This window comes from Thalassospira australica, from assembly GCF_044790785.1.
Taxonomy (GTDB): domain Bacteria; phylum Pseudomonadota; class Alphaproteobacteria; order Rhodospirillales; family Thalassospiraceae; genus Thalassospira; species Thalassospira australica_A.
Map to the genome: position 1 here is coordinate 2,506,724 of NZ_CP085258.1, position 13,243 is coordinate 2,519,966.

Annotated in this window: 13 protein-coding genes; 3 read left to right on the forward strand and 10 right to left on the reverse strand. The window is 54.7% G+C overall.

Annotated elements, in window-relative coordinates; genetic code table 11:
- Positions 1 to 47: 47 nt before the first annotated feature.
- From LG297_RS11970 to kdgD, 5 genes are all read right to left on the reverse strand, one after another.
- Complete coding sequence (locus tag LG297_RS11970; RefSeq protein ID WP_404420500.1) at positions 48 to 842, reverse strand: NAD-dependent epimerase/dehydratase family protein; 795 nt, start codon at positions 840 to 842, stop codon at positions 48 to 50.
- Between the two features lie 33 nt (positions 843 to 875).
- A complete protein-coding gene (locus LG297_RS11975; RefSeq protein ID WP_404420502.1) occupies positions 876 to 2,165 on the reverse strand; it encodes a TRAP transporter large permease in 1,290 nt (429 codons plus the stop codon).
- Positions 2,166 to 2,711, reverse strand: coding sequence for a TRAP transporter small permease (locus LG297_RS11980; RefSeq protein WP_404420504.1), 546 nt, complete (start codon positions 2,709 to 2,711; stop codon positions 2,166 to 2,168).
- Positions 2,712 to 2,830: 119 nt separating this feature from the next.
- Entirely contained in the window at positions 2,831 to 3,823 is a 993-nt protein-coding gene (locus LG297_RS11985; RefSeq protein ID WP_404420506.1) for a TRAP transporter substrate-binding protein, read from the reverse strand.
- 198 nt (positions 3,824 to 4,021) lie between these two features.
- Positions 4,022 to 4,948: a 5-dehydro-4-deoxyglucarate dehydratase gene (kdgD, locus tag LG297_RS11990; protein WP_404420508.1), complete on the reverse strand. Its 927-nt coding sequence runs from the start codon at positions 4,946 to 4,948 to the stop codon at positions 4,022 to 4,024.
- A 290-nt stretch (positions 4,949 to 5,238) separates the two neighbouring features.
- Between kdgD and LG297_RS11995 the strand changes: the two genes are divergently transcribed.
- On the forward strand, positions 5,239 to 6,003 hold the full coding sequence (locus LG297_RS11995; RefSeq protein ID WP_404420510.1) for a 2-keto-4-pentenoate hydratase: 765 nt from the start codon (positions 5,239 to 5,241) through the stop codon (positions 6,001 to 6,003).
- Positions 6,004 to 6,068: 65 nt separating this feature from the next.
- Here LG297_RS11995 and LG297_RS12000 read toward each other — a convergent pair whose 3' ends face one another.
- The 3 genes from LG297_RS12000 to LG297_RS12010 all read right to left on the reverse strand — a co-directional run bounded on the left by LG297_RS12000 (position 6,069) and on the right by LG297_RS12010 (position 8,880).
- Entirely contained in the window at positions 6,069 to 6,971 is a 903-nt protein-coding gene (locus tag LG297_RS12000; protein ID WP_404420512.1) for an SMP-30/gluconolactonase/LRE family protein, read from the reverse strand.
- 123 nt (positions 6,972 to 7,094) lie between these two features.
- Positions 7,095 to 7,811: a FadR/GntR family transcriptional regulator gene (locus LG297_RS12005; protein ID WP_404420514.1), complete on the reverse strand. Its 717-nt coding sequence runs from the start codon at positions 7,809 to 7,811 to the stop codon at positions 7,095 to 7,097.
- An 85-nt stretch (positions 7,812 to 7,896) separates the two neighbouring features.
- Complete coding sequence (locus tag LG297_RS12010) at positions 7,897 to 8,880, reverse strand: aldose 1-epimerase (protein WP_404420516.1); 984 nt, start codon at positions 8,878 to 8,880, stop codon at positions 7,897 to 7,899.
- A 133-nt stretch (positions 8,881 to 9,013) separates the two neighbouring features.
- Here LG297_RS12010 and LG297_RS12015 point away from each other — a divergent pair, with 133 nt between their 5' ends.
- Positions 9,014 to 9,745: a FadR/GntR family transcriptional regulator gene (locus LG297_RS12015; protein WP_404420518.1), complete on the forward strand. Its 732-nt coding sequence runs from the start codon at positions 9,014 to 9,016 to the stop codon at positions 9,743 to 9,745.
- 6 nt (positions 9,746 to 9,751) lie between these two features.
- Here the strand turns inward: LG297_RS12015 and LG297_RS12020 are convergent, their stop codons facing one another.
- Entirely contained in the window at positions 9,752 to 10,432 is a 681-nt protein-coding gene (locus LG297_RS12020; protein ID WP_404420520.1) for an HAD family hydrolase, read from the reverse strand.
- A 277-nt stretch (positions 10,433 to 10,709) separates the two neighbouring features.
- Between LG297_RS12020 and LG297_RS12025 the strand changes: the two genes are divergently transcribed.
- Positions 10,710 to 12,299: an FGGY-family carbohydrate kinase gene (locus tag LG297_RS12025; protein WP_404420522.1), complete on the forward strand. Its 1,590-nt coding sequence runs from the start codon at positions 10,710 to 10,712 to the stop codon at positions 12,297 to 12,299.
- 59 nt (positions 12,300 to 12,358) lie between these two features.
- Here LG297_RS12025 and LG297_RS12030 read toward each other — a convergent pair whose 3' ends face one another.
- Positions 12,359 to 13,201 carry a fumarylacetoacetate hydrolase family protein gene (locus LG297_RS12030; RefSeq protein ID WP_404420524.1) on the reverse strand — a complete coding sequence of 281 codons (843 nt, stop codon included), beginning with the start codon at positions 13,199 to 13,201 and terminating at the stop codon, positions 12,359 to 12,361.
- Positions 13,202 to 13,243: the final 42 nt, after the last annotated feature.

The window sequence follows — 13,243 nt, forward strand, 5'->3', positions numbered from 1 at the left end:
AAGGCCCGCGAAATACGGGCCTTTGTGCATTTAATCAGTGTCGAAGATCAGTCTTCGAAGTGACCTTTGGCGGCAAATCCGCCCCCCTGATAGATCACAGCCGGGTCGTGGCGATCTTCGGGCGGAAAGGCTGCTTCGATTTCCTCGCGGAAGATATCGGAACTGTCCTGCGGCTGCCAGCCGATCAGATCGGCGTGGTCGTTGCACCACCATTTGGTACGGTTGTTCGAAACCCCATACATCACCAGGTGACCGGTCATCGGTGCATCAAACACTGCCTTCATGAGCGAAATAAAATCGCGCGGGCTCATCCAGGTTGACAGCATCCGGCGATCTTTCGGCTTTTCGAAGCACGATCCGATGCGAAGCGAGACGGTTTCGACATCAAACTTGTCGTAATAGTAGCTCGCCAGTGCCTCGCCATAGCATTTGGTCACACCATAAAGACTGTCGGGCCGCAGTTCGGATTTGTCATCGAGCTTGGTGGTGCGCTTGTGAAATCCGATGGCATGATTCGAACTGGCAAACAGGATTCGGGGCTTGCCGTTTTTGCGTGCACCTTCATACAGGTTGTAGGTACCAAGGAAATTGGCCTGCAACAGATCATCAAATGCGGCTTCGATCGAAATCCCGCCCAGATGAATGATCCCGTCGCAATCCTTGGTCAGTTCATGCACGGCGGCACGATCCGAAAGATCGCACGGTACGACTTCCTCGCCCGGGCCGGCCGGGTCCATTGGTGCGATATCGGACAGACGCAGAACATCGGCATAGCCTTTAAGCCCTTCGCGCAGGATTTTCCCAAGGTTGCCGGCAGCACCGGTAATCAGCAAACGTTTCATCGTCTTCCTCTTTGAAGTCATCTTGGTCCGCGATCAGCCCCCACCGAACACAAGGTTCGGCAGCGTCAGCGAGATCGCAGGCACATAGGTTGTCAGCATAAGGGCGGTCAGGATCGCCAGATAGAACGGCCAGATCGTCATGACGGCCTTCTCGATCTTCACCCCGCCAATCGCACAGCCGACAAACAGGCAGGACCCCACCGGCGGCGTACAGAGGCCAAGGCCCAAATTCATCATCAGAACCATGCCGAACTGGATCGGGTCCATACCGACCGAAACGGCCAAAGGCAGGAAGATCGGCGTGCAGATCAGGATCAATGCCGCCATATCCATAATCATGCCTGCGACCAAGAGCATGACATTGATCATCAGCAGAACCATGATCGGATTATCGGTAATCGAAGTGATGGCCGAAGCCAGTGCGTCAGGCACCTGATAAAAGGCCAACATATAACCGTAAAGCGACGCACACCCGACCAACAACATGACCAATGCCGTCGTCTTGGCCGATTGCTTGACCGCCGCGATAAAACCGGCCCAGTTAAGTTCGCGATAGACAAGCCCGGTGATAATCAGCGCATAGGCCACACCAATGGCACCGGACTCCGTGACAGTGAAGACACCACTCAAAACCCCGCCGACAATGATGACAGCGGTGAAGAAGCCCGGAATTGCACGAATAGCCGAGCGTACGACAACGCGCCACCCAGGAAACGGAACAGACGGATAACCATGCTTGATTGCCACCAACCAGGTCGCCAGACCAAGCAGCACACACATCATTACACCCGGTACCAGTCCGGCCATGAACAATTTGGAAATCGAAATACCGCCGCCGGCGGCCACCGCATACAGGATCATGTTATGGCTGGGCGGGATCATGATACCGGCAATCGACGAGGTCACAGTAACGTTGACCGCATAATCGGCGCGATAGCCTTCCTTCTTCATTACCGGGATCAGGATCGAGCCAAGGGCCGAAGTATCGGCCACGGCCGAACCCGAAATACCGCCAAACAGCATGGACGAAAACACGTTCACAATGCCAAGCCCACCACGGCGATTACCGACTAAAGCGGTTGCAAACTGCACCAACCGATTGGCAATCCCGCCATGCAGCATCAATTCACCGGCAAAGATAAAGAACGGAATGGCCAGCAGCGAGAATGCACTTACACCGGATCCGATCCGCTGAAACGCAATGAGGGTTGGCAGCCCCTCGAAAAAGAAAGTCGCAAGTGCGGCAACGCCAAGAGAAATGGCAACGGGCATGCCAATGAGAATGCCAATGGCAAACAGGCCCAAAAGGATGGTCATGCCCATTTAATTTGTATCCTCGTCAAGCAATGCGTCGTGATAGTTGGGACTTTGTACGATGGTATTCCAGCCGACAAGAATGCGCAGGATGTGCAGCAGACTGTAATAGGCGATCCCCGCCCCGCAGGCGGCCATCGGCATAAAGCGCCAGCCATCGGATATATGGATGATTGGAATACGCTTGTTCCAGCTGAAGATCACCAGTTCGATCCCGCCCATCAGCATGAAACACCCAAATACCACCATCGCCACGTAGCTGATGATTGCAAGGCTAGCCCCGAACCGCGCAGGCAAGGCATCCCGCAGGAACGATACCGAAAGATGGCTGTTATCGCGAACGCAGGCCGCCGCAACCGGGAATGTAATCAAAACCATCAGGATCATGGAAACCTGTTCAACCCAGGTCGGGGTAGAATTCAGAACGTATCTCCCGAAAACCAGCCAGGCAAAACTGGGGATCAACGCAACCATCGCCATCCCACCGACCAGATTGAAGAACAGCGCCAGCCAGCGCCCAAAACGATCAAGCATCACTGTTACTTGTGTCAACATTCACTCGTTGCCGGAAAAATAATGGAAACAGCCCCGAAAAGCGCGCGGATGTGGAATCGAACCTTTTCAAGGCACAACTGGCAAGGGTGGCCGATAAAGCCACCCTTGCCAAAGACCGATTACTTCTGGGCGTCCTGGATTGCCGTCACAAGGCTTTCCAATTCCGGGTTTTCCTCGACGAAGCTGTCATAGACCGGCTGCATCGCATTCTGGAACGGAGTTTTATCCGCGATTTCGTTGATCTCGACACCAGCGTCGATCATTTTCTGTTTCGACTGCAATGCACGCTCTGCCCACGCAGCACGCTGAACTTTTACCGACTCATCGGCTGCTTCCTGCAGGATTTTCTTTTCATCATCCGACAGACCGTCATAGAGCGCCTTGTTGACGCACAGGCATTCCGGCAGGATCAGGTGTTCGGTTACCGAATAATATTTGGCCGCTTCGAAATGGCCCGAGCTGTCATAGGACGGATAGTTGTTTTCCGCACCGTCGATCACACCGGTCTGAAGCGACTGATAGACCGCACTGTACTCCAGCGGCGTAGCATTCCCGCCAAGCGACGCGATCATACGAACATAAAGATCGTTGCTCATGACGCGAATTTTCATGCCTTTAACATCGTCCGGCGTCGTGATCGGTTTGTGGGTGTTATAGAAGGAACGTGCGCCAGAATCGTACCAGCCAAGCGCCTGCAAGCCTGCATTTGCAAGACCTTCGGCAATCTGTTCGCCTGCCGGGCCATCCATAACTTGATGCATGGCATCGACACTTTTGAAAATGAAGGGCAGCGAAACCACGTTTGCTTCCGGTGCGACTTCGCCCAGCGGACCCAGGTTAAACACGGCCCAGTCCAGACCGCCCAGACGAACCTGTTCGATCGCATCCGGCTGGTTGCCCAGAACTCCGCCGTGAAAGACCTTGGCTTCCAGTTCGCCATTCGACTTTTCGTTCACCAGACGGGCAAACTCTTCCATCCCGGTCGAAACCGGATAGTCTGCCGGATGGATATTCCAGCCGCGCCATTCGCGGGCTTCGGCACCCGAGACAAAGGCGACCGACATTGCCGCTGCGGCAATTGTCAGTGTTGTGGTTTTCAGAAACTTGTTCATTGGTATTCCTCCCGTGACTTTATGTCGTTCAACGTTAAAGTCTTGTTTTCCCTGATGGGACCAGTTGTTGTCAGGAAACGTTACATCTTGTTACTTGTAAGAACAAGCAATGCTTTACCTGACAACTGTTTATTGCGCGCTATTTGCTTTTTCAGCGTCGCAGGTAGCCCCGGCAGAAGCCACCTGCCGGGTTGCAGCTTAGGCTACTTTCAACGCGTCCTCGCCGAACGCCTTGCGAATAACCTTCGCCAGCATGTCATGTTCTTCACGGCTCAGATCGGTCAACGGGCTGCGCACCGGGCCGGTATCGCGCCCGATAACCCGCATGCCGGCCTTGACGATCGATACGGCATAACCTGTGCCGCGATCACGCACCGCCAGATACGGATAGAAGAATTCGGTCAGGATACGGTTCATCGTCGCATCGTCATCGCGCGTCAGCGCGTCATAGAATTCCAGCGCCTGCTTGGGCAGGAAGTTGAAGATTGCCGACGAATAGGTCGTAACGCCCGCTGCCTTATAAGCCTTGGCAAAAACTTCGGCCGTCGGCATTCCACCAATATAAGAAAGGCGATCTCCCATGGTGACACAAACGCGTGTTACCAGTTCGATATCGCCGTGACCATCCTTGAAACCGACAAGGTTCGGGCATTCCTCACATAATTTGGAAAGCGTTTCAGCCGACAGGATCGCATTGTCACGGTTGTAAACGATCACACCGATCCTGACCGCATTGCAGACCGCCTTGACGCGCTCATACATGCCTTCCTGCTTGGCACCTACCAGATATTGCGGCAGCAAAAGCAGGCCATCGGCACCGGCCTTTTCACATTCGCGGGCCAGTTCGACTGCCATGGCGGTGCCATAACCGCAACCGGCAATGATCGGGGTGCTGCCTGCGACTTCCTTGGCGACACGCACGGTCTGAACGACTTCCGCCGGGGTCAGTGAGAAAAACTCCCCGGTGCCACCAGCCGCAAACAGGGCTGCTGCCGGATATTGCGCCAGCCAGCCGACATGCGTGCGATAGGTATTCATATCCAGCGAACCATCCGCATTGAACGGCGTAACCGGGAAAGAAAGGAGACCGGCACCAATTGCCGTTTTCAGTTCCTGATAATGCATAAAACGTCCTTCAATTCATAAAGCGTCGACATAACCTATGATGATTCTATAAATTCATCATATTACTGTGTCAATCATATTACTTTAATGACTCTAGCATGGGTGTAAAACCGCCACTTTCCGGGATCATCCACCGTTATCGCCTTTATCGAAAATCATCATACAAACGCAACCTGCATCAAAAAGACACGACTCCCGGAAATTGATATGATGACTTCACTCGAATGCGACGCTAGGCTGTTGAGAGCACCAAGAAAAAGACCTCAAAAACAGAAGGATAGGCACAGGGAATGACAGACATCACCAAGGCAAGCCGAATTCTGGCCGATGCTTTCACCCAAAACATCCTGATCGATCCCTTGCCCGAAGGAACCAACCCGACCAACTTCGAAACGGCGTACAAAATTCAGCAGGCGACCCTTGCCCTGAGCGGCGCGAAACAAACCGGCTGGAAGCTTTCGGTGGCAACACCTGCCGCACAGGCAGGGCTTGGGCTTGACGGGCCGTTGATCGGGCCGTTGCTTGATGGCCGGATCATTTCCGACGGGGCCACCATCACCACAAATGATGTCCATTTCCCGAATATCGAGGCCGAGATTGCCGTGGTCATGGCCAGCACTCCTGATGCCAATGCCAACGCCAAAGCGATCCTTGATCACATCAAAAGCGTGCATCTGGCTATAGAGATCGCAGATCGCCGGTTTATCGAAAAGCAGGGACCGGTCTCGACACTGGCCGATTTGAATTCCACCGGCTATCTGGTACTTGGTCCGGAAATTGCCGATTGGCGCGATATGGCGTTTCTGAATGGCCCGGTAGAAACACGGTCCGATGACAAGATTCTGGCACAAAACAGTGATCCCACCGCATGGCCTGATCCATTTGGCGGGTTGGCTTATCTGGTGCGGTTTCTCGCCAAACGCGGCCAGAATTTAAAAACAGGCGATGTCATCACGACCGGGGCCTGTGCCCCGCCGACCCTGACCAAACATGGCCGTATCGAAGCGATTTTTGAAGGTGTCGGCACTGTACGCGCCGAAATCAAAACCGCCTGAAACGGAATAGAAAATGGCAAAGGGGCCGTGCGATTTGAGTCGCACGGCCCCTTTGTTTTCAGAATCTATATATCTTCACTGAAACGGGTGACCGGCACGCCAGCCACATCAACCCGCAACATGACAAGCTTGCCCGCATCAGGGAATTCGGCGCGTTTATCAGTCAGGTAATTTTCCATGTGACTGGTGACATAAAGCGTTTTCATATCCTCCCCGCCAAAGCACGGCATGGTCGGATTGGGCATCGGCATATCAATTGATTGCAACAATGTGCCGTCGGGTGCAAACCGGTTCAGCTTGCCCGCCGAGACACCCGCACTCCAATAACAGCCTTCCATGTCAACCGCCGCCCCGTCCGGGCGTCCGACCGTGTCGTCAAGGTCAAGGAAACGCTGGCAATTGCTGATCACGCCGGTTTTGGTATCGAAGTCCCAGCGATTGACCCACGGTCCGCGAGAATCCGAATGATACATGATGCGCCCGTCGGGCGACCATGCCAGACCGTTGGAAATCTTGATCCCTCCAGCCTTGTGTTCGACCTCCCCTTTACCGGTCACGCGATAAAGCGATGCGACCGGTTGTTTGTCGGCATTCTGGTCCATCGTGCCGACCCAGAATGCCCCGTCCGGACCGATCTTGCCGTCATTGGTACGGCTCATGTCATTGTCGCCGTCAACCTCGGCCAGCTTTTCGCTATCACCCGTTTTCGGATCAAACAGGATGATGTCGCTTTTCAGCGCCACAACCAGCCGCCCCTGATCGGTCAGACCGAAACAGCCGACTTCGCTTTCGAACGACCAACTGTCACGCTGCCCGGTTTCAATATCAAGTGCGTGGATTTTCCGGCCAACAATATCGGCCCAGTAAAGACGGTTGTTATCGCCGTCCCAGTTCGGGCATTCGCCCAGCTCAAACCGTTCTTCCAGCAGAATGCGGGGCTGCTGTACGGCCGAAATATCACCTGACATGATCCGTTCCTGTATTCATTCCGACGCAATTCGTCATATGACTTGTGTGCAAGGGCACAGGGGCACTTGTCAACAAATTTACGTGGAAACTTTAGAGGCCGGTTTGTTGGCTTGGGTCCTGCGTTACATGTCGCGAGCGTGGTCGGTGACCCGCTGGCGGGCCTGATGCAGGTGGTAACGCATCAGCAATTCCGCACTTTCACCATCCTGGCCTCGGATCGCATCATAAATCTGGCGATGTTCCAAAAGAACCTTTTTCACCCGCTCGGCCGATCCGGTCCGTGTGATGTTCAGCGCGACATTCATGCTTTTGGCAATCACACCATGCAGGGAATTGAGCATGGTGACAAAGATATCGTTGCCACTGGCGCGTGCGATGGACATGTGAAAATCGAAATCGGCCTGATCGGCGATTCCACCCGCAGCAATGCCGTCTTCAAGCATGGTCAGCGCACGTTCGATATCGCGATGATGGCGCAGGGTGGCACGCTCGGCGGCCAGGCGGGCAGTTGCCCCCTCAATGGCGATACGAGCTTCGAAACAACGCAGGAGCCCGGCAACATCATTGATTCCGCCAAACTCTATCAACCCCTGCGGTGGCCGTTTCTTGACGAACGACCCGACGCCCTGACGGGCATAGACCAGTCCATCAGATTGCAGTTTGCGCAACGCTTCGCGCACAACCGGGCGCGATACGCCAAAGGACGCGCATATTTCATTTTCAGAGGGCAGCTTGGCCCCTTCGGACAGATTTCCCGATACAATCTGTTCCAGAATTTGCCCGTAAAGCTGATCCGCAAGCTTTTCACGTTTCTGGATTTTAAGCTGCAAGCCGGTCATTTCCCCAATCCCCGTCAACTTGTTATCTTGTCATTCTTACTTGTAATTTTTATCGGCAAATCCCGGCGGGGTAAAGGGGAAGTAATCAATCGACCAGTGAATAATCGCGCCTGCCGATCAGTTCCTCTTCATCATCGACAAGGCCATTATCCGATCCGGTCAAAAGGCTTGGTGTCAGGGTCATGCTACCCGACAGGGTATCGTTATAACCCAGCACTCTGACATCGCCGAATTCCTTGAATTCCGGGCGATTATGGACGTTCGGCACATGGGATACCGGCTCGACACAGAATGTCTGGCCGTTTTCCGGGATATAGAACTGCAGGTTTGACAATGTGTCGCTGGCTTCCAGAAGCAGGCTTAACTGCCGGTCTGCCCAGGCCATTTCCGCCTGCTTGTGCCAGCCGACATAATGCACATCAAGCCCCTTGTGATGGCGGATCTTTTTGCCATCCGCAAAATCACGGCCAAGATCAATCACCGTGTGCGTCGTGGGCAATTTGCCTTCGTCCGTGCTGAAACAATCGGTCGCAACAAATCGCACCCATGCGTCATTCCCGCCGGGGAACCACGGATGCAATCCGATCCCATAGGGCATCGGGTCCCTACCAAGATGGCGGACGCCGATTTCAACCGAAATGGAATCATTTGAGACCTTGATCTGCTGCCATGCAACATAGGCAAAGCCGGTTTGTGGATCGTCATGTTTGTGATTGAACCGGATGGCATCGACCGTCGGGCGTTCGATATCCCAAACGGATGCAATGCCAAATCCGTGAATGGCATGTGGGTCTGGCGCACGGTTGGCCGGAACATTGATGATTTTACCATCGAACTCGAACTGGGCATAAGCCAGCCGGTTGGCAAACGGCACCATCGGAAAACATCCCAGATGCGACGGATTGCCCGATGTCAGGGAATAATCGTCAACCGGGCGCAACAGGTTGATCACCCCGTTGCCGTCGGGACGCATCCAGTCGATCCGCGAAATGGCCCCGCCCCGGGGCACAATCCCCACCCTGAACGGCCCACTGTTCCAGCGATATTCCGGTTCAGCCGGTTTGGCCATTGTCGTCGCCTCGTCATTATAGCAAAATCATATGATGACTTTCTGTCACCAACATCGTAGGACTATTTCAGGATGTTAAGTTTACGAGTATTAACATCCCGTTCCGATCATAGCGGATTTGAAGAGCAAGAAAATGAGCAACAACTCCGCGCAGAACGCGCCACGAAAAGTTTCGCTGACCGAAAAGGTCATTGCAAGCCTTCGTCACGAAATTGAAAGCGGCATGCGGACGCCTGGCAGCAAACTGCCGACCGAGCCCGTGCTAACCGAGCAATTTGGCGTAAGCCGCACGGTCGTGCGCGAAGCCATCGCCGCCCTTAAGGCCGATGGATTGCTTGAACCGCGTCAGGGAGCCGGTGTTTTTGTGCTGGCACCCAGCCCGCGCAAACTGGGTAATGCAATTTTTGTCGTAGATTCCGCGCAAATTTCCGATGTGCTTGAAGTCCTTGAACTGCGCATGGCAGTCGAAATCGAGGCCGCTGGTCTTGCCTGTGCGCGAAGTTCGGCGGCACAGCAGGCTAAAATCTACGAAGCCCTGCAAGAAATGACCGACCAGTTCGAAAGAGGCAACCCGACCGAAAAGGCCGATTTCGAGTTTCACCGCGCGATTGCCGATGCGACCAACAACCGGCGCTATGTCGAGTTTCTCGAACATCTGGGCGATAAAACCATTCCGCGTGCGCAATTACGCCGCCGCCCGCCCGAGGTCGAAGACCAGAAAAACTATATGCAGAAAATTCTGGCGGAACATCATCGCATCTTTGATGCAATTGCCGCGCGCGATGCCGAAACCGCCCGCACGGCGATGCGCGAACATCTCAGCCAAAGTCAGGCCCGCTATCAAAGCCTTCTGCGGCAGCGTTAGGCAAAATCAGCCCTGTTCGATCAGGGCTGCGATATCGCGCATGTCATCGAAAACAATATCCGCGCCCGCTTCGTAAAGCCGGGCTGCGGCAGTTTCGCGGTCTTCCGCATAATGCCCGCCCCCGACATAGCCGATGCAGGTCATGGATGCGGCCACCGCGGCCTTCACCCCTGCAACGGAATCCTCAATCACAATTGCCTGATCCGGGCGAAAGCCCATTTTATCAGCGGCATATAAAAACAGATCGGGTGCCGGTTTACCGTTCTGGACAAAATCGGCACTATAAATATCGGTGCCAAACCACGGACCAAGTCCGGTAACCGACATTGTGCGCTCAAGGCGCTGTACCGAACTGCTTGATGAAATGCAAAACGCAATATTACGGTTGCGCAGTGCAGTCAAAACTCCCTCGATGTCGTCTGTTTTCTGCAACTCGAGGTCATAGCGGGCAAACAGGCGATCATAAAATAACGGTTTGAATTCTGCGCTGATATCGCGTCCGGTTTCGGTACGAATATGTTCAATCGGAGCGGCACTGGATCGCCCGGTGAAACGGGCGGCAACTTCAGCAAAATCAAGCGGTGCGCCATAATGATCAAGCACATCGACAAGCGTCGCCAGCGAAATCGGTTCGCTGTCAACCAGAACGCCGTCGCAATCAAAAAGAACGACATCCTTGCCGGCCATGATCGGTGCTGACGCCGGGTTACGAGCGTTATCTTGGACATTTCCGGGGGCCATGTTGAACCTGGCTTCGTTGGGTTTGATGGCAAAAGCCTATACAATCGCGAACATCATCGTCAATCAAAATGAACATTTGACCAATCGATGCACTTTTGTTCAATTGCGTGCAGTATGAATTTATCGCAGCGACCAGCACGCGCGAGGAACGCTTAAAACCGGGATCGGGATTGCCTGCAAAATTTGGTAATTCCGCCAACCGGACCCGCGGGAGGAAGATTAAATGAGTCTTACAGATAAAGTCATTATCGGTGTGGACGTTGGCACTGGAAGCGCGCGTGCAGGCGTGTTTACCCCGGATGGAAAATTGCTCGGAAGTGCCGCCCATGCCATCGCCATGAATAAACCCAAACCCGATTTCGTCGAACAGGACTCGGAAAATATCTGGCAATCGGTTTGCCAGTCGGTTCGCGATGCGCTGGCAAAATCAAATATTGCCGCCGATCAGGTCGCAGCCATCGGATTTGATGCCACCTGTTCGCTCGTGATCCGCGATACCGACAACCGTCCACTTGGTGTCACCCCCGGTGGTACGGATAACTGGGATGTCATCGCCTGGATGGATCACCGCGCTGTCCGCGAAGCTGAAGAATGCACAAAAACCGGCGCCAAGGTGCTGGAATATATCGGTGGCACCATGTCGCCCGAAATGGAATTGCCCAAACTGATGTGGCTGAAACGCCACCATCGCCAAACCTGGGATAAAATGGGTGCGGCTTACGACCTTGCCGATTTCCTGTCATTCCGCGCAACCGGCAGCAATGACCGGTCCTGCTGTACGATCACGTGCAAATGGACCTATCTGGCCCATCAGGATGATCCGTGGGACCGCGCGTTTCTTGATCAGATCGGCCTAGATGATTTCCCCGGCAAGGCCGGAATTGATCGAAAGGCATTGGGCGTTGGTGGCCTGATCGGCAATCTGTCACAACAGGGGGCAAGTGAGCTTGGCCTGACCACCAATTGCGTCGTGGGTGCGGGGTTGATTGATGCCCATGCAGGTGCCCTTGGCACGCTTGGCGAATATCTGCATGGCAATCTCGATGAACGGTTCGCCATGATTGCCGGGACCTCGACATGCCATATGGCGCTATCGTCGGAGCCGCGCTTTATCAAAGGTGTCTGGGGTCCTTATTTCGGGGCGATTGCGCCGGGGCTTTGGCTGAACGAAGGCGGCCAATCGGCAACCGGTGCCTTGCTCGATCATATCGTTGCCATGCATCCGTTTTCGCACGCCATGGGCCGTGATGCGCACAAGCTTGCCGGACAAAAGCTCTTGCCGCTGATGACGGCAACGACCGATCTTGCACCGCGCCTGCATGTCCTGCCCGATTTCCATGGCAACCGGTCGCCGCTTGCGGACTCAGAGGCCCTTGGCGTCATTTCGGGTCTCAGCCTTGATCAAAGCGAGGAGAGCTTCCTTGACCTTTACTGGGCGACGGCCTGCGCGATTGCCTATGGCACGCGCCATATCATCGACGCACTGAACGCCACGGGCTATGACATTAAACACATCCATCTAAGTGGTGGTCACACCGCAAGCCCGGTTCTGGTCAAACTTTATGCCGATGTCACCGGGTGCAATGTCGTGATGTCCGATTGTGCCGAACCGGTGCTGCTGGGATCCGCTATGCTGGGCGCGGCCGCCCTTGACCCGGTAGGCGGGCTTGCCCTTGCATCGCGTCGGATGGCAGGCAAGGAAACCGTTCACGCCCCGGACCAAACCGCAGAGGACGCTCACGATAGGCGTTATGCCATTTTCCACAAGCTCCATGCTCACCGGCAGGAACTTGATGCCATGGCCGCAGGCTGATCCATCAAAAAGCCCCGCAACATACGCTGCGGGGCTTTCCATTTTGGTCGCAAGCCTCATCAGGCCTGAACGGCTTCCTGACGCTGGCTTCCCAGCCCTTCGACGCCAAGCTCCATGATATCGCCGGGTTTGAGGAAGCGTTGCGGCGTCATGCCCATGCCAACACCAGGCGGGGTGCCCGTCGTGATAATGTCGCCCGGCTGCAGGGTCATGAATTTCGACAGATAGCTGATCAGATGGGCAACGCCATAAACCATGGTGGCGGTGCTGCCATTCTGAACGCGTTCGCCGTTCAGTTCCAGCCACAGGCGAAGGTTCTGCGGATCGGCAACCTCGTCCCGCGTGACAAGCCACGGGCCAATCGGGCCGAAAGTATCGTGGCTTTTGCCCTTGACCCACTGGCCAGCATGTTCAAGCTGAAACGCGCGTTCGGACACATCATTGACCACGCAGTAACCTGCCACATGGCCAAGCGCCTCTGCCTCGGTCACATATTTGGCTTCCTTGCCTATCACGATGCCCAGTTCGACTTCCCAGTCCGATTTTTGTGAACCGCGCGGGATTTCCACATCGTCATTCGGGCCGCAAACCGCCGATGTTGCTTTGAAAAAGATGATTGGTTCAGTCGGCACCTGCATGCCGGCCTCGGCGGCATGGTCGGAATAGTTCAAACCGATGCAAATGAACTTGCCCGGTTTGGTAACACAGGCACCGATCCGCGGCTTGCCTGGGACGGTCGGAAGGCTTGCCGGATCAAGGGCTGCGATTTTGGCAAAGGTCGCATCAGAAATGGTATCTGGATTGAAATCCTCGATCACCGACGAAAGATCGCGGATCACACCATCCTGATCAAGAAGCCCGGGCTTTTCCGCACCGGCAGTTCCAAAACGCAGAAGTTTCATTTGGTTATTCCTCCCATGACCGGTTTATTTGTATTCCTCATA